Source organism: Rhizobium atlanticum (genome assembly GCF_030182485.1).
GTDB lineage: Bacteria > Pseudomonadota > Alphaproteobacteria > Rhizobiales > Rhizobiaceae > Rhizobium.
On sequence record NZ_JAQJCJ010000001.1, the window covers coordinates 455,459 to 479,413 of the forward strand.

A 23,955-nucleotide genomic window follows, 5' to 3' on the forward strand; every position below is an offset into this window, starting at 1 on the left:
TTCGGTGCGCAAGACAATCATAACCGGATGGAACGCTGCGCTTGGCCGGCGACTCTTGCAGAAGCGGGATGCGAGACAATGCCCGCAAATATCGGGAAACGAGTCGCTTTTCCCGGGCCGAGTATGCAGGCAGCGGTCGTCATTCGGGAACTCCGCTTTCACGGAGGTGTTTGATGGATGCGCGCTGTGGCGCCGGCGCTTTCCCCAGACAGAGAGGCGGAACGATGTCTATCAATCTCGAAAATGCAGTGGTCGTCATTACGGGAGCATCGAGCGGCATCGGTCAGGCCACTGCCGAGGCCTTCGCTCGGCGCGGAAGCAGGCTGGTGCTGGCGGCCCGCAACGGCGAGGCCTTGGAAAAGGTTGCCGAGACGTGCCGGGGTCTGGGTGCGGAGGCGATTTCCGCTGTTACTGACGTCACCGAGCCTGCTGCCGTGCGGTCGCTGGCCGACAGGGCAAAGGCTCTCGGCGATATCGACGTCTGGGTGAGCAATGTCGGCGTCGGCGCGGTCGGTCGGTTCGAGGAGACGCCGATCGAGGCGCATGAGCAGATCATCCGCACCAATCTGATCGGCCACATGAACGATGCCCATGCGGTGCTGCCGATCTTCTTGAAGCAGGACCGGGGCGTCTTTATCAACATGATTTCGCTCGGCGGCTTTGCGGCGGCACCGTTCGCGGCCGCCTATAGCGCCAGCAAATTCGGCCTGCGCGGCTTCTCCGAGGCGCTGCGGGCGGAGGTTGCCGACAAGCCGCGCATTCATGTCTGCGACGTCTATCCCGCCTTCGTCGATACGCCTGGCCTCAGGCACGGCGCCAATTATGTCGGCCGCCAGGTTTCCGCGCCGCCGCCGGTTCTCGATGCGCGCCGGGTCGCCGAGGCGATCGTCGGCGTCGCCAGATCGCCACGCGCAACCACCACCGTCGGCGTGGTCACAACTGCGACGCGGCTCGCCCATCTGCTGGCACCCAATCTCGCCGCCAGAGCGCTCGGCCGGCTGATGGGCGCCTATTTCAAGCGGGCGCCGCGCGCCGTCGAAAGCGACGGCAATCTCTACCGGCCCTCCACCGACGCCGCCCAGATCGATGGTGGGCTGCGATCGCCGCACCGGTATTCGGCGCCGCTCCTTTTCGGTCTGGTCGCGGTTGTTGTGCTCGCGCTTGCGGCTGCCGGGCCAAGGAGGTACCCACGCCGGCGGCTGGCTTCGGGCAACCGGCCTCGGTTTTGGTAGGGGTCGGGTGGTGCAGATGCTGGATGTTTATACGCGTTCCGTGCGGCATAAACCGACGGGAGGCGTCGAACCATCATCTGCGCCCCAAGCCCTCCCTGCTGGCGAGCCGCAGCCACGGACCCAGATGAAAGGCGCTCATCAGCAGGTACATCGGCATCATTCCGCCGACAGGGAAGGCACTGGGCGTGGTCATGCAGATCATGTCGGGGGTGCCGGTTGCCGCCGTCAGCACCGCCATAATGGCGAATGTCGGAGCGGCGGCAAGCGACAGGTAATCGGCGGCGGAGGAGGACATGACAGTCACTCCTTGCCGTAGCGGTCGTGATGGCGCCACCAGATGCCGGTTTCGTTGCGGCCCTTCGGGGCACGGTCGAGCCATTGGTACATGCCCCAGAGCCCGTCCAGCCCGCGCGCATAGCTCGAATAGCTGTGGTAGACGACGCCGTCGATGAGTTCGAAGGCGCTAACGCCGGGGCGGTCGCGGGTGTAGGTAGGGACGTCGGTGCCGGTCATCGAAGCGATCTGGACGATGGGTTCGTCGCTGCCGCGCGACTGCCATTCCGGCACGGGCTTGCCCGTTGGCGGTTCGGGGGCGGGCGGTTCGCGACGGTAGTTGTATTCGATCTCCCCGCGACGCTGTTGCTCCGGGCTGAACCAGACGCTGAAATCGGCGTTAAAATCGCTGCCGGCGGAGGAGGCCCAGGGGAAACTCCAGTCCATGCGCCGCTTGAAGGCCTCAAGCTTCGCGAGCGGCGCGCGCGAGACGGCCCAGAAGGCGACGTCGTGGTTTTCCAGGTGGACGAAGAAGCCGTTGAAGCCGTCGGCGATCGAGGAGCAGGAGGGGCATCCGGCGCTGTAATCCGGTCCGAACATGAAGTGATAGATCAGGAGCTGCGAACGCCCGCCGAACAGATCCTTCAGCGAAGCTTCGCCGCCTTCGGTATCGAAGCGGTAGTCCTTGTCGATCCTCACACGGGGCAATTGCTGGCGTTTGGCCGCCAGCGCATCGCTTTGCCGCGTCAGTTCCTTTTCCTCCTCGAGCAGATCAAGTCTCGCCGCCAGCCATTGCTCGCGGGTTGCGTTCAGCATTGCCGTCATGGTCTTCTCCTTTGCCTGTCTCTCGTCGTAACATCCGGCGCGGTTGCCTGCCGTTGAGCGAAGATTACGGCGGGAGGACAAATGCCGGGAGTGACAAGTGTGACGGGATTTGAATGGACTCGCTGATTACGGCCGCTGCACAGGCGCTGGCATCCGGCGATACGCTTGGAGCGCTGAAACGGGTGGCGCTGCGCGACGACGCGCCGGCGTTGGCGCTGCGCGGCATCGCCATGGCGCAGCTCGGAGATCTCATCCGCGCCAAGGCGCTGTTGAAGAGTGCCGCGCGCGCTTTCGGGCCGCGGGAGGCCGTGGCCCGCGCCCGCTGCGTCGTCGCCGAGGCCGAGATCGCACTCGTCTCGCGCGATCTCACCTGGCCGCCGAAGGCGCTGGAGGCGGCGCGCAAGGTTCTGGAAGCGCATGGCGACCGGATCAACGCCGCCCATGCCGGTAATATCGCCATTCGCCGGCTGATGCTGATCGGCCGCCTCGACGAAGCCGAGCAGGCGCTGGCTGCGCTCGACCCGACGCCGCTGCCGCCGCCATTGCGGACCGCCCATGAACTTGTCGCGGCCGGCATCGCCGTTCGGCGCCTGCGCACGCAGGTGGCGCGCGCAGCACTCGAACGGGCACAGCTTGCGGCCGAGCGGGCGAATATGCCCGTGCTGACGGCGGAGGTCGAAGCCGCTGGACATGTGCTCGATCTGCCGGCGGCGCGGCTGGTTTCGCGTGGGCATGACCGGCCGCTGCTGCTTGCCGAGGTGGAGGCGCTCTTTTCAAATGGCACGCTCGTCGTCGACGCCTGCCGCCATGTCGTGCGCGCGGGCGGTGCGGTGGTGCCGCTGGCGAGCCGGCCAGTGCTTTTCGCGCTTGCCCGTGCGCTTGTCGAAGCCTGGCCGGCGGATGTGTCGCGGGGAGCGTTGATCGCACGCGCCTTCCGCGGCAAGCATGCCGATGAATCGCATCGCGCCCGGCTGCGCGTCGAGATCGGCCGGCTGCGCGCGGAACTAGCCGGCCTGGCGGAAGTCTCGGCTACCAAGCGCGGTTTTGCCCTTTCCCCTGCCGGCGCTTCTGAGGTTGCCGTGCTTGCGCCGCTCGTCGAAGGGCCGCATGCGGCGGTGCTCGCTTTCCTCGCCGATGGCGAAGCGTGGTCGAGTTCGGCGCTGGCAATCGCGCTCGGCACCAGTCCGCGCACCGTGCAGCGGGCGCTGGATGCGCTCGCTGGCGAGGAGAAGGTGCAAGCGATCGGACGCGGGCGGGCACGCCGCTGGATGAGCCCGCCGCTCTCCTCTTTCCCGACGATCTTGTTACTCCCGGGACCACTGCCGAGCGACTAGTATGGGTCAACCGACATGGAGGAAGACATGAAGACATCGGCTGCGACCATTCTGCGTGAATATGGACCCTTTCCGGGTGCTGAGCGCGTTCACGGCGTCACCTTTGACGGCCGGCATGTCTGGTTCGCCTCAGGCGACAGGCTGAACGCGCTCGATCCCGAAAGCGGTGAGGTGGTGCGGTCAATCGAGGTCGCCTCCCATGCCGGCACGGCCTTCGACGGCGAGTTCCTCTATCAGATCGCCGAGGATGTCATTCACAAGATCAACCCCAAGACCGGCCAGATCCTTTCCACCATCCCGGCCCCCGGCAATGGCGGCGATTCCGGCCTTGCCTGGGCCGAGGGTACGCTCTGGGTCGGCCAGCATCGCGGCCGCAGGATCCATCAAATCGATCCCGAAACCGGCAAGATCCTGCGCACCATCGAATCCAACCGCGTCGTCACAGGCGTCACCTGGGTCGACGGCCAGCTCTGGCACGGGACCTGGGAGGGCGACGACAGCGACGTCAGGCGCATCGATCCGCAGACGGGCGAGGTGCTGGAGCGGCTCGACATGCCCGAAGGCGCCGGCGTCTCGGGGCTGGAATCCGACGGCGCAGGCTGCTTCTTCTGTGGCGGAGGCAATAGCGGCAAGATCCGCGCCGTGCGCCGGCCATGAGCGCTGCGCCGCCGGGGTGGGCGTTGGCTCCTTGAAAGAAGCCGGCGTCAGCGCACCCGCCTCGCTCTTCGAGGCCCTTGCGGGGCACCTCAGAGCCTGTGAATCTTTTGGATTTTCGTGTTTTTACGAGTGCTAAGTCAATCGATTTGACGCGCATCAAAAAATCTCAAAATCGATGGATTCACAGGCTCTCAGGATGAGGCTCTCTTGGAAGCCGGCCTGGCCATCTGGACGTTGGCGCGAATATTGTCCGATGCCCGCTGTTGTGGCACGCAACTCCAACGCTTCCTCATGCTGAGGTGCGCAGCCCGTAGGGCGGAGCCTCGAAGCACGCCCCGCAACACTGCTGCTTGCGACCGCACGCATCCCCGTCGCGCAGCCCGTTTATACACCAACGGCAACGTACAAGGATGAGGCTCTCTCGGGTGCCGGCGGCTCCGGCCAGGCAAATACCTGCTGATAGCAATTCACCGTCCGTCAACTTTTGCGTGTCAACTTCGAAGGAACGGGCGCCATCCAAAAGGTTGTGAGTATTGAAGGTCAGGCTCACATCGCACATCACGCTCGTTCTGGTGGCGCTAACCTGCGCGGCGGCTGTGTTGCTGTGCGGATTTGCGTGGCTCGCCGCCGTGAAGGTCGATGATCTCTACTTGCGCCGCCAGGCCGACTTTGTGCGACAAGGACTGGATGAGCAGATCGAGGCACTTCCCCGGGAGCAGGAAAGCGTCGCCAAATGGGACGACGCCTTCCTTTATTCCAAGCAGCGGAACCATGAATGGTTGCTTGACAATGTCGGCCGCTGGACGAGCCACTATTTCGGACACGACAGAACCTATATCTTCGACGATAGCAATCGCCTCCTGTTTGCGTTCCGCGACGGGACGGACACCATGCCGGCGCGCCTCGGCAGCGACGACGGCGAGGAAATGACGGCCCTGGCCGGCGAGATGCGGGCGGCTCTCGTCGAGCGCAAAAGGACCGGTGACGAACCGCTTGGCCAGCTGGCCAGGGTACGCACGGTCATGATCGGCAACAGACCGGCGATAACAAGCGCGCGCCCCATTCTGCCGAGTTCGATAAGGATGCAAATCGAGGCGGGTAAGGAATTCATCGCCGTCTCTGTCAAGTTCATCGACGGAAAGGCTGCTGAAAGCGTCGCCCATTATGCGCGGCTGGAAGGATTGCATTTTTCTCCTTCGAAGGGTGACGACGAGCGGGCGCAAGTGCCCGTCTTGTCCCATGACGGCGGGGTGGTCGGCTATCTCGTGTGGCAGCCGATCCGCCCGGGCTTCATGCTGCTTCAGCAGGTGGCGCCGGCGGGGCTCGGCTGTCTGGCCCTGCTGATCGCTGCCGTGTTCTGGCTCGGACGGGGATTGCATCGCACTTCGCTGACCCTGCTGGACAGTCAGGCCGAGCTCACCCACCACCGCAACCATCTGGAAGAGATGGTGGCGGACCGAACGGCCGAAATCGAAAGACAAAGGCAGGAGCTGGACCGCCTGCTGGTGCACGAACGCCAGGTGAATGCGCTGCAGCGCCAGTTCGTCGCCATGGCTTCGCACGAATTTCGAACGCCGCTTGCCATCATCGACGCGGCCGCCCAGCGGCTCTGCCGCTCGACGACCAACGTCAGCGGTGAGTATGTTCACGAAAAAGCCGGAGTGATCCGCAGCGCGGTGGTGCGCATGGTCGATCTCATGGAGAGCATCCTTGCCAGCGGCCGGCTTGAAACTGGACAGATCATACTGAAGCGGAGCGAGGGTAATCTGAAAGTCTTGCTCATCACCTGCTGCGATCGACAGCGCGAGCTTAGCCCTTCGCATGTCTTTCATCTCGATCTCGAGCTCATACCTGGCATATTGACCTTCGACCGAAGCGCGATGGAGCAGGTCTTCACCAATCTGATTTCGAACGCCGTCAAATATTCGCCCGATCAGCCTGATATTTATGTGCGCGCGCGGGTTGACGAGAAAATGGTGGAAATCACCATTACCGATAGCGGCATCGGCATGGACGCGGATGATCTGCCGAAACTGTTTCAACCGTATTATCGCGCCCGCAGCGCGACGGGCATTGCCGGAACCGGCCTTGGCCTCAACGTCGTCAAGCAGGTCGTCGAGCTCCACGGCGGCACCGTCGAGGTGACGAGCGAGCTTGGCAAGGGCACTACATTTGCCATTTCTCTGCCAATAGAATCTCTATTGTCGGATCAACAAGTCGCAGCTTAAGGAAGAGCTTATGGTTACAGTCCTGTGCATAGAAGACGAAGTCGAGATCCGGAATCTCCTCGTCGAAGAGTTGAACGAAGCTGGCTACAGGACGCTCGAGGACTCGAACGGCGCCGAAGGCCTGGAAATGATCCTGTCGAAATGGCCGGATATCGTTATCAGCGACATTTCCATGCCTGTTATGGATGGGCATCAGCTTCTGGCGGAAATCCAGATCAATCATCCGGAGCTCTCCAACATTCCCTTCATCATGCTGACGGCGCTGACAGACCGGGAAAACACGCTCGCCGGCCTGCGGGCCGGGGCGGCGGATTATCTGACGAAGCCGCTCGACTTCGACCTGCTGCTTGCCAAGCTGGAGGGCTGCGTGACGCGGCTGGAGAACGATAAGGCGCTCAATCGGTCGTTTTGATGGGTAGATGGGGAGGGCATGCCCTGCGGCTCTCTCCACCGTGGCTTTGCCGCTTACGTTCCGTCCTCCTACCTCCCCAACACATCTCCCAGGACCGCAAACACCCTCGCATCCAATGTCTGCGACACATTGAACCGCATGAAATTCGTCGCCGACTGCGACAGGCTGAAGGCGTTGCCCGGCGCCAGCACTATTCTCCTTTCCAATGCCGCCCGCGCTACATCGGCCGCGTCGATGCCATCCGGCAGGCGGCACCAGAGGAACATGCCGGCCTGCGGCTCGAGCCAAGGTTTTATCCCCAAGCCCTTCAGCCGCGCCGAGACCTCGGTCATGGCGCGGGCGAGGCGCTGCCTCAACATTTCCATGTGTTTGCGGTAGCTGCCGTCGCTCAGGACGTTGAGCACCAGCTCGGCCGTCATCCGGCCGCCGCCGAAGGAGGTGGCGATCTTGAGGTCGGTGAGGCCCTCGATCCATTCGGGCCTGGCGGCGACGAAGCCGCAGCGGGCAGAGGCCGAAAGCGTCTTGGAAAAACTGCCGATCTGGATGACGCGCTCCAGCCCATCGAAAGCGGCGAGGCGGGGCGCCGGCACATATTCGAAATCGGCGAAGATATCGTCCTCGACGATGGTGAGGTCGAACTGGTCGGCGAGTTTAAGGACGCGGTGGGCGGTCACCGGAGACAGTGTCGCGCCAGTCGGGTTGTGGATGGCCGAATTGGTGATGTAGAGCCGCGGCCGATGTTCGGCGAGCGTTTGCACCAGGAGTTCGAGATCCGGGCCGGAGGATGTGTAGGGCACGCTGACGATCTTTGCCCGGTGGGCGCGCAGCAGTGCGTGAAAGTTGAAGTAGCAAGGGTCGTCGACCAGCACGGTATCGCCGGGTTCGAGCAGGAAACGGCAGAGCAGGTCGATCGCCTGCGTGCCGGACTCGGCAAGCAGGATCTGATCCGGCGAAGCCTCGATGCCGCGCTCTGCCATGCGCCGGGAAATCAGTTGGCGCAGCGGCGGCAGGCCGAGCGGCGAGCCATATTCGGCAAGCGCCGGTCCCTCGGCGCGGGCAAGCGTTCTGAGCCCGCGGCGCATGGCTTCGTCGGGGAGCCAGGAGGGCGGCAGCCAGCCGCAGCCGGGCTTCAGGTCGCTTTCGCCGGCTTCCAGCGATTGCCGCGAGATCCAGAACGGATCGACCGCGCGGTCGAGCTTCGGCCCGGCGGCGGCCAGTGCAAAGGGTGCGGCCTGGTTGGCGACATAGAAGCCGGAGCCCGGTCGTGAGAGGATCGCGCCTTCGGCGACCAGGCGCTCATAGGCGTCGACGACGGTCGAGGTCGACAGTTTCATGCTGGCCGCGAGGCCGCGCACCGAGGGCAATCGTGCCCCCGGCGTCAGGCTGCGCCCGGCGATGCGCTGCCGGATCGTCGCCATCACCATCTCGACGCGGGTTCGCCCCGCCATCTCTTCGCTCATCCGTACTGCCTTCTGCACCATAACAGTTTGGCGAAATCGTATCAGATCGTCACTGTCCCGGCTATACGTATCGGCGGATAAGGGTGGGCGGTCCCGTTCTTGCGAATTCGATTCAGGGAACGCGCCTTAGATCGTTGTTTTTATGCATGTCGCACATGATGGCTTGCAGCGGGAAGGAATGAATATGGAGCGCATGACGGCGGGATGGATCAATGGTTTGATCGGGGTGGTGATCTTCAGCGGCTCGCTGCCGGCGACCCGCGTGGCGGTGGGGCAGTTCGATCCCGTGTTCCTGACCGTTGCACGCGCGGCGATCGCCGGGCTCCTGGCGCTCGGCCTGCTGATCGTCTTTCGTGAGAAGCGGCCGGCCGGGCGCGATATTCTTTCGCTTGTCGTGGTCGCGCTCGGCGTCGTGGTCGGTTTTCCGCTGCTGACGGCGCTGGCGCTGCAGCACGTCACATCAGCCCATTCGATCGTCTTCGTCGGCCTGCTGCCGCTTGCGACCGCGACCTTCGGCGTGATCCGCGGCGGGGAGCGGCCGAAGCCGGCCTTCTGGCTGTTTTCGGTTCTCGGCAGTACGCTGGTGGCGGGTTTTGCCCTGACGCAAGGGCTGACGGCCTCGCCGGTCGGCGACCTGCTGATGCTGGCGGCAATCCTCGCCTGCGGCCTCGGTTATGCCGAAGGCGGCCGGCTGTCGCGCACGCTCGGCGGCTGGCAGGTGATCTCCTGGGCGCTGGTCCTGTCGCTGCCGATCATGATCGCGGTCGCGTTTGTCTACCGGCCGGAAAGTTTTGCCGGCATCGAAACGCCGGCGCTCCTTGGCCTGGCCTATGTCTCGCTGTTTTCCATGCTGATCGGCTTCATCTTCTGGTATCGCGGTCTCTCGCAGGGCGGCATCGCCGCCGTCGGTCAGTTGCAGCTGCTCCAGCCCTTCTTCGGCCTGGCGCTCGCCGCCACCCTGCTGCACGAGCCGGTGACGTCGGCCATGCTCGGCGTGACGGTTGCGGTCATTCTCTGCGTGATGGGCGCGCGGAAGTTCGCGAGGTAGTGGCTGCCTCAGGCCACAAAGCTGCCGATCAATCGTCAGCAAATGGCCCTGTTATCGCCGCACCGAGCCCTTTTCAGCCTTCATCGTTGCGACCTCGCCAGCCTTTTCTAGCGGCTGAGCGATCGACCGAGGCGGTCTTTGCTGCCGTCCAAATCACCGGAAAAGGAATGAAAATGATCACTCGTTACACATCCCTCGCAACGATGACAGCCGCGGTGTTCAGTCTGCTTGCTCTCAGCCCAACATCAGCGGCCGAGCTTGCCCAAGCGCAGCAGCAGCCGCCGGCACAGGGCCAGGCGCCGATGCAAGGACAGGGTGGTATCGGTGCGGCAGCCCCTGTCAGTGATCAGAAACTCGAGGCCTTTGCCGTTGCCTATGTGCAGGTCGACAAGGTCAGGCAGGAATATTCCGCCAAGATCGACGCGACCAAGGACCAGGCTGCGAAGCAAAAGCTGCAGGAAGAAGCCAAGAAGCAGATGGTCGACACCGTCCAGGCCTCCAACGACATCTCCGTCGAGGAATATTCCTCGATCCTGACCGCCGCGCAAAGCGACCCAGCTCTCGCCAAGAAGGTTCTGGACAAGATCGGCACTCCGCCGCCGGCGCAGCCGCAGCAATAGGCTTTTGCCTGGAGTGGTTCAGCTTTTCATGGAGGAGCAGAACCACTCTAAGTTTTGGCTTTTTGCAATTCCGGACGGAAAACCGCTTTACACTTCCCCTGGAATTGCTCTAGGGCCGCAGTGCCCGCCAATTTGGCCGGGCTCTGCTTCGAAGCATGATTTCTTCCGTCAGAGCCGTTCGAAAACCTCGGGCTGCAATTTGCCGATCCTCATGAGATGCTGCAGCGCGTATGTCACGGAAAGAGCGTCGTCGAGCCCGTCATGCGCCCGCGACGGAGGATGGCCGACGCCGTAATAGTCGGCGAGCCTGTTGCTCGGCGTCCTTGCCAGATGTTCGATCGGCATTCCGGCTGCAAGGAGAAGCTTGACGGCGTTGTCGAAGCGGCCGGCCGGAATGGGCGGCTGAATGCCGGCTACATAGCAGCTGATAGCCACCATGTTCATCTCATCCTTGCCCCAGGACCAGAACCGGGCGCCACCCGAGAAGCTGTCGAAGGCCGCAAGCGCTTCCTGCAAGGCGACGCCATGAGCGTCGATATCCTGCTCGGTAATGTCCGTGAGATTGGTAAAGTAAGGATCGAGCGGATCTTCTGCCGAAGCGGTCAACGGCCTTGATGTAGGATTTGTGCGTATCGAGGATCGGATATTCGCCTTCGAGACCGAGCTTGACGGCGCCGATCTGGGCGATGACGGGATCGGGATCATGCGCCGCGCACCAGAACCTGCGCTGCGAGCCTTCAACACAAAGAAATTCACAATCGAATATGATGGCGGTCTTCATCGTCGATTCTGCTGAAACAAAAAGCGAGCTGAGGCTCGCGGACGCTACCTCATCCTGTTCACTCGTGACAATCTCCGGACGCGGTATTTTCTGCAAGTTGCATCGAATTGAGAGCGGAGCACCAATGATCGCAATCGGCCGGCTGCTTGGCTCCGGCAAGGAGGCCCAAGTCTTCGAATACAGGGCGCTGGCGCTCAAACTCTATCGGCACCCCGCCTTGAAGGCGTCGGCATTCCGCGAAGGGGCGAACCTTGCGATTGTCGAGGGCTGTCGCTGCCGGCGCCGAAGGTTCATGCGGTCGGCGCGTTCGAAGGGCGCTGGGGCGAGGTGATGGAGCGGGCGCCAGACTCGTGTTTTGCCGACCGGCTCGTCCCGACGGCAGGAGACGCTGCGTTCGGCGAGATGGCGCAGCTGCATTGCAGCATCCACAACAAGCCGGGCGAGGGGCTGCCGTCCCTGTTGGCGAGTCTCTCGGCCAGGATCCGGCGGGCGGAGGGACTGGATGCCGCGTCGAGAAAGCGGCTGCTGTCGGCACTCGATTCCCTTCCCGATGGCGATAGGGTCTGCCATGGCGATTTCCATCCGTGGAATATTCACGGATCAGGGCGGGGCGAGATGGTTGTCGATTGGCTCGACGCCTGCTCCGGCAATCCTCTGGCTGATGTCTGCCGAAGCTACGTGCTGCTGCGCCATGCCATGCCCGATCGAGCAATGGCCTATGTCGAGGCCTATGCCTCCGCCACCGGTGCAGAAGTCCGTGCCATCCTGGCGTGGCTTCCTGCGATCGCCGCCGCTCGCCTGGCGGAAGGGGTGGCGAAGGAGAATGACGAGCTGCTGCGGTTGGCGGAACTCCGGCACTATCCTCAGAGCGACACGAGGGGCGGGCGGATTTCAAGTGTCTGTCTCAATCGGACGTCATTTGGCGGGAACGACGAGCGCCTCATCCTTGCGCACGATATAGGTCGCCAGTTCCGAAGCCCTGCCGCTGCCGACGTTCCTTGCCGAGTGCACCACGCCGGAGGGTATGAACAGCGACTGACCCGCCTTGAGCGTCACCGGCTCCCTACCTTCGAGCTTGTATTCCAGCGTGCCCTCGAGCACGAAGGCGACCTCTTCGCCGGGATGCGAGTGGTTCGGTGCGAGCACGCCCGGAGCGATATCGACGCGCACCTGGACGATTTCGCGGCCCGGCACGTCGATATCGTTCTTTATGAGGTCGGTGCGCTCTATCGGCTGCTCCGCATGCGCTGCCGCCGCGCCGCCGAGAGCAAGGGCGAGCACCATGGCCTGGATCGTTTTCATTGTCATCCTTCCTGAATTGGTCGTTTCCGGCTCGTTGGCCGCTACGCCATTTCAGTCGATGATTGAACCAGGCATGTGTCGAAGAACCCGTATTTTTGTATGCCAGTGTATCTGCTCGCCTGACCGGTTTTCCTGTAGGAACGGGATTTTCTTACGCGAACCGCATCGCGGATCTCGCGCGCGCCTTCGCCGCCACTTCCTCGCGATCGCGAGGCGGTTGAGACGTCTCCATTGAATCGAGCAGTTCGCGGGCGCAGGCAGCGATCGAGCTGACCGCGCGGTTGAACGCGGCCTCATTGCGCTTCGACGGCTTGGTCGTGCCGCTGAGCTTGCGTACGAATTGGAGCGCGGCATCGTGAATCTCTTCGTTCGTCGCCGGCGGATCGAAATTGAACAGGGGTTTTATGTTTCGGCACATGGTTTGCTCACGTGATATCTCTTCGCCGCCGGAGGGCAGCGGCCTTGCATGAAAAGTAGTCGCGTGAGCGCGAAATGCAACGGGGCCTGGAAGATGGGCGGGAGAGAGGCGGTCACGGGGGGCCGGCCTTTTTCGCCGTGCCGTGTGGCACCCCCTATGCCCTGCCGGGCATCTCCCCCACAGGTGGGGAGATCGGATGGGCGCGATGGCTTCCCCAAGCAAAGACCGTATAGCTGCTGCGCTGCGGCGGTGAGGGAACGATGGTCCAACCTCTTGCCGATCTCCACCCTTGTGGGGGAGATGCCCGGCAGGGCAGAGGGGGTATGCCGTACCGCTCCCCGGCAAGGGAGATCCCGTCGCTCTCACCCTCAAGCCGCCGACGTCGAACCTCTCACGCCGAGTGTCGCAATATCCGTCACCCCGCCGGATGACTCGAAATCGAAGATCTTCTGCGTCACCAGCGCAGCCGCGCCCCTAGCCCAGGAGTTATCCTCCCAGTCGGGCAGCAGCGGCGGGGCGGTGCGGAAGGTGCGGGCGGCAAGCGCTTCGCGCAAGGGCGTGAGGAAGGGGTCTCCGAGCGAGACGGCTTCGCCGCCGGCGACGATGACTTCGGGGTCGGTGATGTTGACGAGGTTGGCGAGTGCGGTGCCGATCCCGCGGCCGGAATGGGCGACGAGGGCGGTGGCGGTGGCGTCGCCTGAGGCGAGCGCTTCGCGGAGTTCGGGGAGGCTGAGTTCCTCGCCGCGGCCGGTCGCCTCGCGCCAGCGGCGCAGCATCGAGAGTTCGGAGTGGTAGGCCATCAGGCAGCCGCGCTTGCCGCATTCGCAGAGGCGGCCGTTCTCCTCGAACAGCGTGTGGCCGAACTTGCCGGCAGCGCCATTGGCACCGCGATAGAGCTTGCCGTCGATGACGAGCGCACAGCTGATACCGACGCCGACGGCGAGCACGGCCATGTTGCGGTGCTGGCGGCCGAGGCCGAAGAGCTGCTGGGCGATGGCGTAAGCGTTGGTATCGTCTTCAAGCCAGACCGGCACGTGGACGCGGCTTGCGACGAGCGCGGCGAGGGGGACGTCGTCCCATTTGAAGCGGTGGCTGCGCACGCAGGCTGCTTGTTCGTGGTTGATGACGCCGGGCATGGAGATGCCGATGCCGGCGAGCTTGGCTTTCGGCCGGCCGGCGAGCTTCACCAGTTCGGGCACGGTGCCGGCGAGCAGGTCGGCGACATAATCCGGATCATGGCCCTCAAGGCCGACGCGCATGGCGGCGACGGGATTGGTGGCGAGATCGGTCGCCACGCATTCCACCGAATCCACCATCAGCTTGAAGCCGAGGGCGAGCGAATGCTCGTAATTGATCTCGACGGGGATCGGCCGGCGGCCGGCGAGGCCGGGCACGGCCTTGCCCTCGGTGACGATGCCTTCCTCCAGCAGGTCTGAAACGACGAAGGTGACGGCGGCCGGGCTCAAGCCGATCACCGTCGCGATATCGGCGCGGCTCCTCGGCCCTTCGCGGCGGAGAAGGTTGAGGATGAGGCGTCGGTTCATGGCTCTCGCCGTGGTCTGGTCGCCTTTCAGCTTCACGATGCATTCCTTAATTTTGTAAATTAATTATTGCGGGCTGAAAAGATCTATGCATAAGTTCCGCTGCGGATCAACTCAGCCAAGCGTTTTATCGCTGGAATTGGCGGGTGATCTCCGCGTTGCAAAACCTGGTCAGTCGTTCCACGGGGAAGGCGGTGGCTGGGAGTTGTCGATCGATCAACTGGGAGGAATTCAATGGCATTTTTGAAGCAATTTCCGTCGACTACCCGCAGGCGCTTCCTAAAGGGTGCGGGCCTGGTTTCTGCCGCTGCCGTCACCGGCAGCTTCCCGATCCCGGCGATCGCGCAGGTCCAGGAGGTCACCATGATCTCCGACGAAAACAATGCAGCTGCGCTGGACGCGCTGAAGGCAATTGCTGCTGGCTTCAGCAAGGAAGCCGGCGTCAACGTCGTCATCAACAACATGGACCATGAGGCCCATAAAACGGCGATCCGCAACTATCTGGTCGCCGGCGCGCCCGATGTTTGCTCCTGGTTTTCGGGCAACCGCATGCGCGCCTTCGTCAAGCGCGGCCTGTTCGACGATATTTCCGATCTCGTCGAGAAGGAGAAATATAAGGACGTGCTCGGCGCGACCATCGGCGCCGTCACTGAAGACGGCAAACAATACGGGCTGCCCACCGGCGGCACGCTCTGGGGCATGTTCTACCGCAAGGATGTGTTCGAGCAGCATGGCCTGACGGTGCCGAAGACGGCCGAAGAATTCATGGCCTATGGCGACAAGTGCAAGACGGCGGGGATCACGCCGGTTGCGATGGGCACCAAGGAATTGTGGCCGGCGGCCGGCTGGTTCGACCAGATGAACCTGCGCATCAACGGCCTCGACAAGCATATGGCGCTGATGAACGGCGAGATGAGCTATCTCGATCCGGCGCTGACGGCGGTGTTCGACCAGTGGGAAGCGATGATCGGCAAAGGCTTCTTCACGCCGAACCACACCTCCTTCGGTTGGCAGGAGGCCGCCGCACTGCTGGCACAGAAGAAGGCCGGCATGATGAACCTCGGCGCCTTCCTGCGTTCGGCCTTCACCGAAGCTGATCTGCCGCAGCTCGCTTACGCGACCTTCCCGGTGCTCGATGCCAAGATCGGCCATTTCGAGGAGTTCTCAGTCAATTCGATCCACATTCCCGCAAAGGCCAAGAACAAGCAGGGCGCACGCGAATTCCTCGCCTATTTCTATCGTCCGGAAAACCTGGCTACCTATCTGGAGCCGGGCGGCAACGTGCCGCCGCGCAACGACCTGCCGCCCAGCAACGATCCGCTCGTCAATATCGCTGTCGAGACGATGAAGACGGTGCAGGGCACATCGCAATACTACGACCGCGACAGCGACCCGGACATGGCCCAGGCCGGCCTCGTCGGCTTCCAGGAATTCATGGCCAAGCCGGAACGGCGCAAGGCGATCCTGACGCGGCTCGAGGGGACGCGGAAGCGGATTTATAAGATCTGAGCTTGCTGCCGGACCGCGCTTTTTACTCGACGTCATCCTCGGCCTTGTGCCGAGGATCTGCTGCCCTATCGGTTCGGGGTTAGATGCTCGGGACAAGCCCGAGCATGACGAAGGAGGGGTGGCAGGCTTTGCCAGCATACCGAGGGCGTCGCTTTACTCCCGGCGGCGCCCTCCCTCCACTCGACGTCATCCTCGGCCTTGTGCCGAGGATCTGCAGCGCATCGACGTGGTCAGATGCTCGGGACAAGCCCGAGCATGACGAAAGGAGGGGTTGGCGGGCTTTGACAGCGACCTGAGCGCAGAAAAGCTCATACGAATAACATGAGGGCTCCTGACATGCAGACATTATGGCGCCGCCAGCGGTGGTGGCTGACTCCGACTCTGCTCATCGCGCCTGCGATCGCGCTGTTCTTCACCGTCATCCTGCTGTCGGCGGTGCGCAGCGTCTGGATCAGCTTTCACGAGTGGGACGGTTTCGGGCCAATGGTCTGGATCGGGCTCGGCAATTACGTCGAGCTCTACAACGATCCGCAATTCTACGTGTCGCTGAAGAACAATCTGATCTGGCTGATCATGTTCATGGCAGCGCCGCCGATCGGGCTGTCGATCGCGCTCTTGGTCAACCAGAAAATCGCGGGCATGCGCTTTCTGAAGTCGCTGTTCTTCATTCCGCTGGTGCTGGCTTCGGTGACGGTGGGCGTCGTCTTCACCTGGGTCTATACGCCGGAGTTCGGGCTGCTGGCGCTGATCTTCCGCGCCTTCGGGGCGGTGGCGCCGGCGGTGCTTTCCGATGAGCATTTCGTCACTTTCGCGATCGTCATCGCCGCGCTCTGGCCGCAGATCACCTTCTGCATGGTGCTCTATCTCGCCGGCCTCAACAATCTGAGCGAAGAGCTGATCGGCGCCGGTCGGGTCGATGGGGCGAGGGGCTGGAACATGCTGCGCCATATCGTGCTGCCGCAACTCACCCAGGTCACTTTCATCGCCATTGCCGTCACGGTCGTCGGGGCGCTGCGCTCCTTCGACATGATCTCGGTGATGACCGCGGGCGGGCCGTTCGGCTCCTCCTCGGTGCTCGCATACCAGATGTACGAGCAGTCGATCTTTTCCTACCGCTTCGGCTACGGCGCAGCGATCGCCTCGGTGCTCTTCGTGATCATGGCCGTGTTCATCGCCTGGTATCTCACCCACATCATCCGCAGCGAAGAGAGGGGAGGCTGATGTATCCTCGTCCTATTCCGGAAACCGCGATCTGGCAGCGCCGCTTCTATGTGTTGGCCGTCGTCGTCGTGCTCATCCTCTGGCTCTGCCCGCTCTTTGCGATCGTCCTCACCTCCTTCCGCTCGACGGCCGATGTGATGGGCGGCAATCTCTGGGGCTGGCCGACCGAGATCGGCGTCATCGACAATTACAAGGCCGTCTTCACCGACACGCCGATGGCGCGCTATTTCCTCAACAGCCTGACGATCACCATTCCTTCGGTGATCGGCGTACTCGTCATGTCGACGCTCGCGGGCTTCGTGCTGTCACGCTACCGCTTTCGCGGTAACATGCTGATCTTCGCGCTCTTCGTCGGCGGCAATTTCCTGCCGCACCAGATCATGATGATCCCGGTGCGCGACCTGATGGTGCGCCTCGACCTGATCGATACGACGGTGGCGCTGATCATCTTCCACGTCGCCTTCCAGACCGGCTTTGCGACGCTCTTCATGCGCAATTTCATCGCGGCCCTTCCAGACGAGCTGTTCCAGGCGGCGCGCGCGGAAGGGGCGTCGCCCTTCCAGACGCTCATCCATGTGGTGATCCCGCTGGTGCGGCCGGCGCTGGCGGCGCTTGCCATCCTGATCTTCACCTTCGTCTGGAACGATTATTTTTGGGCCGTGGTGCTGACCGTCAGCGACAGCGTCAAGCCGGTGACGGCGGGCCTTGCCAATCTGCGCGGCGAGTGGGTCTCGGCCTGGAACCTCGTTTCGGCAGGCACAATCGTCGTCGCCGTGCCGCCCGTCGTGATGTTCTTCCTGATGCAGCGGCATTTCATCGCCGGCCTCACCATGGGCGCGGTGAAGGGATGAGTCGGCGTCTTCCGTTTCAACAAGAGAGGGCCAGGATATGACCAGTCTCGAACTTCGTGCGATCAACAAGAATTATGCCGCCTATCATGCGCTGCGCGGCATCGATCTTTCCGTGGCGCAGGGCGAATTCATCGTCATGGTCGGGCCATCCGGCTGCGGCAAGTCCACGCTCTTGAAGAGCATTGCCGGGCTGGAGGCGATCTCTTCTGGCCAGATCCTGATCAACGGCCGCGATGTCAGCAAGCAGGAGCCGGGCGATCGCGGCATCGCCATGGTGTTCCAGTCCTATGCGCTCTATCCGCATATGACGGTGGCGGAGAATATGGGCTTCGGCCTGAGGATGGCGAAGCGCCCCAAGGCCGAGATCGATGCGGCGGTCGCCCGCGCCGCCAAGATCCTGCGCATCGACGACCAGCTGGAGAAGCGGCCGAAGCAGCTTTCCGGCGGCCAGCGCCAGCGCGTGGCGATCGGCCGGGCGATAACCCGTTCGCCCGAGGTCTTCCTGTTCGACGAGCCGCTGTCTAATCTCGATGCGGCGCTGCGCACCCAGATGCGCGTCGAACTCAGCAGTCTGCATGCCGAGCTTGGCGCCACCATGGTCTATGTCACCCACGACCAGGTTGAGGCGATGACCATGGCAAGCCGCATCGTCGTGTTGAACAAGGGGATCATCGAGCAGGTCGGCTCGCCGCTGGAGCTTTACCGCAACCCCGACAATCTTTTCGTCGCCGGCTTCCTCGGCGCCCCAAGGATGAATTTCCTCGGCGTTACCATCGACGCCGTCGCCGGCCGGAGCGTCACGGTTTCGGCGCCCGGCCTTTCGCCGCTGACGGTGGAGCTTGCCCAGCCGACCGCGCTTTCGAAGGGCACCGGGCTGACGCTCGGCGTGCGGCCGGAGGCGATCTCGGTGGTCGTCGAGGGCAGTGGGGACGGGGCCATGCATGGCGAGGTCCGCCTCGTCGAGCATCTCGGCCGCGAGACCATTCTCTATGTCGATGCCGGCAATCTCCGCACCATCGCGTCGGAAAGCGGCACCGGCAACATCACCGCGCAGCTCTCCTACGTCGCGCCCTTTGCCGCCGGGCAGAAGGTGGCGCTGAAGCTCGATGCGAACGAGCTCTATCTCTTCTCCCCCGATGGCGGCCGCACGATCAGCGCCCGCAAGACGATCCTCGACAAGTAATCAGGAAAGAACCGCCCGTGTCCGACAAGACCCTCTCCGCATGGAACACCGTCAAGACCGACCGCTTCCTCGTCGGTGTGCCGCATTATCCCGAGCATGTCGACGAAAGCTATTGGGAGCGCGATGCCGAGCGCATGGCGAAAGCCGGCTTCAACGTCGTGCGTATGGCCGAATTCGCCTGGCACATTCTGGAGCCGAAGCTCGGCACCTATGATTTCGATCTCTTCGACCGCGCCATATCAATCCTCGGGCGTCACGGCATCGACACGATCATGTGCACGCCGACCGCCACGCCGCCGCGCTGGCTGACGGCGGCCCACCCCGAAATTCTAAGGGTCGACGGCAAGGGCCGGCCGATGAGCCACGGCTCGCGCCAGCATTGCGACACGGCAAGCCCGGTCTTCCGCGAACATAGCAAGCGCATCACCTGGGCGATGGCCGAGCACTACCGCGACAATCCTTTCGTCGTCGGCTGGCAGACGGATAACGAGCTGAACACCAGCATGCCGGAGAGCTTTTCCCAGGCGACGCTCAGCGAATTCCAGGCCTTCCTCGCCGATAAATACCGCGAGATATCAAAGCTCAACGCCGCCTGGGGCGGCGATTTCTGGGCGACGGCCTATGACAGTTTCGAACAGGTGGTGCTGCCGATCGAATTCGGCCCGACCTTTCCGAGCCCCGGCCATCTGCAGGATTACCACCGCTTCCTCGCCTTCTCCACCGCGCGCTTCCAGCACGACCAGGTGGAGATCCTCAGGGATGTGAAACCTTCCTGGTTCGTCTTCCACAATCTCGGCGGCTTGAGGGATATCGATTTCCGCGGCCAGTTCAGCAAGGATCTCGATTTCGTCGGCTACGACATCTATCCCATGCTCTATGACGAGTTCATGCGGCTCGGCAACCACGCCAAGGTGCAGGCGCTGCACCTCGATATCTGCCGCGGCTTTTCCGGCAATTACATCGTGCCTGAGCAGCAATCGGGCTTCGGCAGCCAGCCGGGCTTCTGCACGCTGACGCCGGAGCCGGGCGAACTGCGCCGCATGGCGCTCTCCTCGGTCGCGCACGGCGCTGACGGCCTGATGTTCTTCCGCTGGCGCCCCGCCCATTTCGGCGCCGAGATCTATTGGATGGGCATCATCGACCATGACGATATCGGCCGCCATCGTTATGAGGAGGCTACGCGCTTCGCGACCGAGATGACGGCGCTGAAAGACAAGATCCTCGGCACCTATGTCCGCATGGATGTCGGCATCGCCGGCTCCGATTTCGACAATCAGGAAGCCCACAAGACCTATCCGATCGGCCTGCCGAGCCCGCAGGAAGACGCGATCCTGCTGCATCAATATTGCTACGACCGCGGCATCGCCTGCGGCTTCATCCATCCGGAGGACAATCTTTCCAAGCTGAAGCTCTTCTATGTGCCCCATTGGGTGATGTGGAAGGACGAATGGACGGCGAGGCTCGAAGCTTTCGCCGCATCCGGCGGCACCGTCGTCATCGGCGCGCGCACCGGCACGCGCAATGAAGATAACCACGTCATCCGCGAAACCGCGCCAGGCACCGCGCTTTCCAGGCTGACCGGTGTCCGCGTCGAAGATTTCGGACGTCTCGCCGCCCCCGGCGCCAACGGCCTCTTCGACGTGATGGAGCGCTCCGGCGGTCTCGTCATCCCGCCGAACAAGCCGGCCGAAAGCCACCGCCGCCAACGCCGCTTCAAGATCGGCAACCGCGAAATGACCGCCGGTCATTTCTACGAAAACCTCACCATCGATCCCGACGTCGAAGTTATCGCAGCCTGGTCCAACCGCTACGCCGAAGGCCAGCCGATGGCGACCTCCCGCAAGGTCGGCAAGGGACAGGTGGTCTATCTCGGGACGTATCTCACGCCCGAGTTGACCGAGGCGCTGACGGAGCGGCTATTCGCGCCGGCGGGCGTGGAGCCGCTGGTCGGTGGGCTGCCGGAGGGCGTGGAGGTGACGATGCGAATGAACGACGAACGGCGGCTGCTGTTTGTGCAGAATTATATGGATCAGGCGGTGACGGTGGGTGGCGTGCCTGCCGGGCGGGATCTACTGGATGGGGAGAAGGTGGTGGTGGGGAGGCTGGAGCTTGAGGGGTATGGGTGTGCGATTGTGGAGGTGGAGGGGTGAGGGACGGCGCCAACCATGAAGAAAGGTGTAGCGCGCGCTCTTCGCGCGCGGACGTCTGTGGAGAGTTGTAGCTCCGGTGGTAGTTCAAATTGAAGGAGCATTGGGATCGGATGCAATTCGCCGATTTCAACGGGCAGCGACTGTTGGGTCCGAGCTATCTCATTATTGAGAGACAAGGCTCTTTTGCGCCCCATAATGATCATCGAGTTACCGCTGGCTGTTGCTGCAAACCTGACATTGTGAAGTGACAACATGGGGTCGCAGTTTGGCCGACAGCAGTCCTTCGTCCTCGTCCGAATTCGGACGAATGACCGCGCCATTTCGTCGCCAAGCCAGCGTTGCAGGAAGGTCGAGTTGCGAGCCCGAAGGCCGGTCGACGAGGGTGGTGCCTATGGAAGGCGACAGCGCGCGCGAACGGGAGCCTACGACCCGGGCTTGTGACAAAGTCGATCGAGCGTGTCTCGAAGTGCGGCGGCGGCCTGATCGCGCTCATCGGTAGACATAAGCTCGAGATCAGCTTCCAATCTCAGGTGCGGCAGTTCGGTCCGGACAGCACGACGGCTGCGGACCAGGTTTTCCTTCAGATCGACCACGCGGTAGGTGGCGACTGGATAGGCTATTCCCTTTACGTGGACATGCCCCAGTTCCTCACAGTCGATCATGTCCTTCACTTGCGCAAACGTCTCATAAGAAATGAGCACGGTGCCCGGCTCCGCTTCCTGCTCAAGGCGCGAGGCGAGATTCACGGCGCCGCCGATTATCGTGTAATCCATCCGGTCCTCGCTGCCGAAGTTGCCCACAGTGCAGTAGTCTGTGTGAATGCCAATGCGGCAGCGCAGCGGTGTTTCAATCCCTATATCGCGCCAGATTTCCCCAAGCTCGCCCATTCGCTTTTGCATGGCGAGAGCCATCTGCACGCAGGCGAGCGCGTCGTTCTTGACGCCGCGGGTTTCCGGATCGCCGAAAAACATCAGGATGGCGTCTCCGACATACTTGTCGATCGTCGCGCCGTGATCTGAAGCAATCTTCGACATTTCAGTCAGGTAGTGATTGAGGAGTTGTGTGAGATCCTCGGATTCCATTTTGTCTGTGGTTTCGGTAAAGCCGGCGATATCGGAGAAGCATATCGTCAGCTTCTTCCGCTGGCTCGCGATCCTGACGTCCTGGCGACCGGTGAATATGGAGTTGTACACTTGTGGCGCCAGGTATTTCGCCAGCTTGCTGGAAAGCGCCTCGAGAGCTGCGGATTTGTCGGCAAGATTTTCCTCCCGTTGCTTCAGCTCGGTGATATCAGAGTAGACGGCCACCGTGCCGCCAGCCGTGATCCGCCGCTCGCTAATCATGATCCATCGCCCGTCGCGACGCCGCTGCACCCACGTTTCACCAGGGTTGCGATGCCGCCAAAGCCGTTCGGCAACCCACTCCTCGACTCGCCCCTCAGCATCCTTGATGTAGCCGCCCTCAGCGGACCGGCGAATAATCTGCTCGAATGTCGTGCCGGGTATCAATTCCTCCAGGCCTGCGTACAACAGCTCGCGGTAACGGCTATTGCTCAACACGAGCCTGTCCTCGCCATCGTACAGAGCGAATCCCTCGGAAATGCTCTCGATGGCATCCACAAGCCGCTGGCGCGCTTCCGCAACCTCGCGTAGGCTGTTTTCCTCTACCTCGACCGCAGTATCCCGGAACAGCCTGAGCGCCCCGGCCATGCGGCCGATTTCGTCGCGGCCTCCGACGGGCATCTGCGCATGCAAATTGCCGCCCGCGATTGCCAGCATGCTTTGGCTCACCTCTCCCAGCCGGGCGAGAAGGCTGCGGTCGACATAGAGCCAGACAACCAGAACCGAACTCAGCAGGCTTAGAAGGGCGGAGCCAAGGACAATGCCGGTGCCGTAGCGCCGGACGACCGAGGCTTCGAGGGCGGACGCGGCGATCTCATCGTTTGCCTTTGCAACCAGGCGATCGACGGCCGCGGTAAGGTCGCGCGATAGATGACTGTTTTCAGCCAAAAGCTGCTCCCCCTTTGCCAGGACAGCAAACTCGTCCTGTCGTACCTTCGGGATCCCGTTCTCACCCTCGGTCAGCGACTTCAACTCGTCCAACCGTTGTTGGAAGCGGGTTCGCAACTTTTCGTCGATCTCCGTGGAGACCGTTTCGAGTACGGCGAGCGACCGGCGCAGCGGAAACAGGATCAGCTTCAGATCTCCCGGCGTATCCGCGTTGGCAGTCTTGACCAGCACATCATTGACTGCTGAGATTTCCTGCTGCGCCCTCTGCTGGGGGATGTAGGCCGCGATTGCCTTGACCAGGTCGCTCGGCGCCGCAGCACGCGCGTTGGGTGGTGCAGCGGAATCAGCCGCCGCTGCGCGCCACTGGGGAACCTTCGAGTTCATCACGGCGATGCCGGGCGCGATGAGACGCTGACTTGCATTTGTCGTGTCCGATAAGCGGCGCAGCAAGTCCGCCTTGCGCTGAACTATGGTAAGGCGAGCGGCGACAAGATCGTCGAGAGCATCGAGGTTTCGTCGTAGACCAATCACCGCATGTTCGATTTCAGTCACCGCCGTCGCGTTGGCCGCGGTGCCTTTAAGTGCGGCGAGCAACTCTTCGAGACGCCCCATCTCGACTCCGATCGCAGCCGAGACCTCGTTGTGCTGAACCGTGCTGGTCGCCGCCAGCACGGACGGCGCGGTTGAGGCGACCCTCTCAGCCTGGCGCGACAGTTGGAGAGAGGCGAGCGCCGTCGGCACCCGTTCCTTGGTGATGCGATCGAGCACGTCGCCGACCTGAAGGAAGGCATAGAGAGCTGCGGCGGTCGCGAGCACTGCGAAGGTGCTGATGCCGAAGAAAGCGAGCAATAAGCGCCCTCGTATACCGACGCTTTCAAACATAGCGGCAACTGCAAGGTCT

At 62.8% G+C, this 23,955-nt stretch carries 20 protein-coding genes and 3 pseudogenes; 14 read left to right on the plus strand and 9 right to left on the minus strand.

What is annotated here, in order from left to right:
• Positions 1 to 224 precede the first annotated feature (224 nt).
• Positions 225 to 1,232 (plus strand): SDR family oxidoreductase, encoded by a 1,008-nt coding sequence (locus PH551_RS02195; RefSeq protein ID WP_285191670.1) that lies wholly within the window; start codon positions 225 to 227, stop codon positions 1,230 to 1,232.
• A 73-nt stretch (positions 1,233 to 1,305) separates the two neighbouring features.
• Here the strand turns inward: PH551_RS02195 and PH551_RS02200 are convergent.
• Both PH551_RS02200 and PH551_RS02205 read right to left on the minus strand, forming a co-directional pair.
• Positions 1,306 to 1,518: pseudogene (locus tag PH551_RS02200) on the minus strand (hypothetical protein); the annotation flags it as partial.
• A 14-nt stretch (positions 1,519 to 1,532) separates the two neighbouring features.
• Positions 1,533 to 2,330: a DUF899 domain-containing protein gene (locus tag PH551_RS02205; protein WP_285191671.1), complete on the minus strand. Its 798-nt coding sequence runs from the start codon at positions 2,328 to 2,330 to the stop codon at positions 1,533 to 1,535.
• A gap of 113 nt (positions 2,331 to 2,443) precedes the next feature.
• Between PH551_RS02205 and PH551_RS02210 the strand changes: the two genes are divergently transcribed.
• The 4 genes from PH551_RS02210 (at position 2,444) to PH551_RS02225 (ending at position 6,961) form a co-directional block, all read left to right on the plus strand.
• Positions 2,444 to 3,664 carry a helix-turn-helix domain-containing protein gene (locus tag PH551_RS02210; RefSeq protein ID WP_285191672.1) on the plus strand — a complete coding sequence of 407 codons (1,221 nt, stop codon included), beginning with the start codon at positions 2,444 to 2,446 and terminating at the stop codon, positions 3,662 to 3,664.
• 27 nt (positions 3,665 to 3,691) lie between these two features.
• On the plus strand, positions 3,692 to 4,321 hold the full coding sequence (locus tag PH551_RS02215) for a Vgb family protein (protein ID WP_085778622.1): 630 nt from the start codon (positions 3,692 to 3,694) through the stop codon (positions 4,319 to 4,321).
• Positions 4,322 to 4,854: 533 nt separating this feature from the next.
• Positions 4,855 to 6,549: a sensor histidine kinase gene (locus PH551_RS02220; RefSeq protein ID WP_285191673.1), complete on the plus strand. Its 1,695-nt coding sequence runs from the start codon at positions 4,855 to 4,857 to the stop codon at positions 6,547 to 6,549.
• 10 nt (positions 6,550 to 6,559) lie between these two features.
• Positions 6,560 to 6,961, plus strand: a complete 402-nt coding sequence (locus PH551_RS02225) for a response regulator (RefSeq protein WP_285191674.1) — start codon at positions 6,560 to 6,562, stop codon at positions 6,959 to 6,961.
• Between the two features lie 68 nt (positions 6,962 to 7,029).
• Here PH551_RS02225 and PH551_RS02230 read toward each other — a convergent pair whose 3' ends face one another.
• Entirely contained in the window at positions 7,030 to 8,442 is a 1,413-nt protein-coding gene (locus PH551_RS02230; protein WP_285191675.1) for an aminotransferase-like domain-containing protein, read from the minus strand.
• 163 nt (positions 8,443 to 8,605) lie between these two features.
• Between PH551_RS02230 and PH551_RS02235 the strand changes: the two genes are divergently transcribed.
• On the plus strand, positions 8,606 to 9,469 hold the full coding sequence (locus PH551_RS02235; protein WP_285191676.1) for a DMT family transporter: 864 nt from the start codon (positions 8,606 to 8,608) through the stop codon (positions 9,467 to 9,469).
• A gap of 173 nt (positions 9,470 to 9,642) precedes the next feature.
• Positions 9,643 to 10,089: a DUF4168 domain-containing protein gene (locus tag PH551_RS02240; RefSeq protein WP_285191708.1), complete on the plus strand. Its 447-nt coding sequence runs from the start codon at positions 9,643 to 9,645 to the stop codon at positions 10,087 to 10,089.
• Between the two features lie 168 nt (positions 10,090 to 10,257).
• Here PH551_RS02240 and PH551_RS02245 read toward each other — a convergent pair.
• Positions 10,258 to 10,870: pseudogene (locus PH551_RS02245) on the minus strand (3'-5' exonuclease).
• On the opposite strand from PH551_RS02245, the gene PH551_RS02250 reads away from it, so the two are divergent.
• Positions 10,755 to 11,201: a hypothetical protein gene (locus PH551_RS02250; RefSeq protein ID WP_285191710.1), complete on the plus strand. Its 447-nt coding sequence runs from the start codon at positions 10,755 to 10,757 to the stop codon at positions 11,199 to 11,201. The pseudogene PH551_RS02245 and the gene PH551_RS02250 overlap by 116 nt on opposite strands.
• A pseudogene (locus PH551_RS02255) lies at positions 11,144 to 11,569 on the plus strand (phosphotransferase family protein); the annotation flags it as partial. The gene PH551_RS02250 and the pseudogene PH551_RS02255, both read left to right, overlap by 58 nt.
• Here the strand turns inward: PH551_RS02255 and PH551_RS02260 are convergent.
• From PH551_RS02260 to PH551_RS02275, 4 genes are all read right to left on the minus strand, one after another.
• Positions 11,471 to 11,728 (minus strand): hypothetical protein, encoded by a 258-nt coding sequence (locus PH551_RS02260; protein WP_285191677.1) that lies wholly within the window; start codon positions 11,726 to 11,728, stop codon positions 11,471 to 11,473. The pseudogene PH551_RS02255 and the gene PH551_RS02260 overlap by 99 nt on opposite strands.
• A 57-nt stretch (positions 11,729 to 11,785) precedes the next feature.
• Positions 11,786 to 12,172 (minus strand): cupin domain-containing protein, encoded by a 387-nt coding sequence (locus PH551_RS02265; protein WP_285191678.1) that lies wholly within the window; start codon positions 12,170 to 12,172, stop codon positions 11,786 to 11,788.
• Between the two features lie 151 nt (positions 12,173 to 12,323).
• Positions 12,324 to 12,590 carry a DUF2277 domain-containing protein gene (locus PH551_RS02270; protein WP_285191679.1) on the minus strand — a complete coding sequence of 89 codons (267 nt, stop codon included), beginning with the start codon at positions 12,588 to 12,590 and terminating at the stop codon, positions 12,324 to 12,326.
• Positions 12,591 to 12,958: 368 nt separating this feature from the next.
• Entirely contained in the window at positions 12,959 to 14,170 is a 1,212-nt protein-coding gene (locus PH551_RS02275; protein WP_085778618.1) for an ROK family protein, read from the minus strand.
• Between the two features lie 195 nt (positions 14,171 to 14,365).
• On the opposite strand from PH551_RS02275, the gene PH551_RS02280 reads away from it, so the two are divergent.
• From PH551_RS02280 to PH551_RS02300, 5 genes are all read left to right on the plus strand, one after another.
• Positions 14,366 to 15,640, plus strand: coding sequence for an ABC transporter substrate-binding protein (locus PH551_RS02280; protein WP_085778617.1), 1,275 nt, complete (start codon positions 14,366 to 14,368; stop codon positions 15,638 to 15,640).
• Positions 15,641 to 15,976: 336 nt separating this feature from the next.
• Positions 15,977 to 16,861 carry a carbohydrate ABC transporter permease gene (locus tag PH551_RS02285; RefSeq protein WP_085778616.1) on the plus strand — a complete coding sequence of 295 codons (885 nt, stop codon included), beginning with the start codon at positions 15,977 to 15,979 and terminating at the stop codon, positions 16,859 to 16,861.
• A complete protein-coding gene (locus PH551_RS02290; RefSeq protein WP_085778615.1) occupies positions 16,861 to 17,712 on the plus strand; it encodes a carbohydrate ABC transporter permease in 852 nt (283 codons plus the stop codon). The genes PH551_RS02285 and PH551_RS02290 overlap by 1 nt, the downstream gene beginning before the upstream one ends.
• A 37-nt stretch (positions 17,713 to 17,749) precedes the next feature.
• Positions 17,750 to 18,895, plus strand: a complete 1,146-nt coding sequence (locus PH551_RS02295) for an ABC transporter ATP-binding protein (protein WP_085778614.1) — start codon at positions 17,750 to 17,752, stop codon at positions 18,893 to 18,895.
• Between the two features lie 17 nt (positions 18,896 to 18,912).
• Positions 18,913 to 21,045, plus strand: coding sequence for a beta-galactosidase (locus PH551_RS02300; RefSeq protein WP_285191680.1), 2,133 nt, complete (start codon positions 18,913 to 18,915; stop codon positions 21,043 to 21,045).
• A gap of 422 nt (positions 21,046 to 21,467) precedes the next feature.
• Here PH551_RS02300 and PH551_RS02305 read toward each other — a convergent pair whose 3' ends face one another.
• Complete coding sequence (locus tag PH551_RS02305) at positions 21,468 to 23,936, minus strand: adenylate/guanylate cyclase domain-containing protein (RefSeq protein WP_285191681.1); 2,469 nt, start codon at positions 23,934 to 23,936, stop codon at positions 21,468 to 21,470.
• Positions 23,937 to 23,955 lie beyond the last annotated feature (19 nt).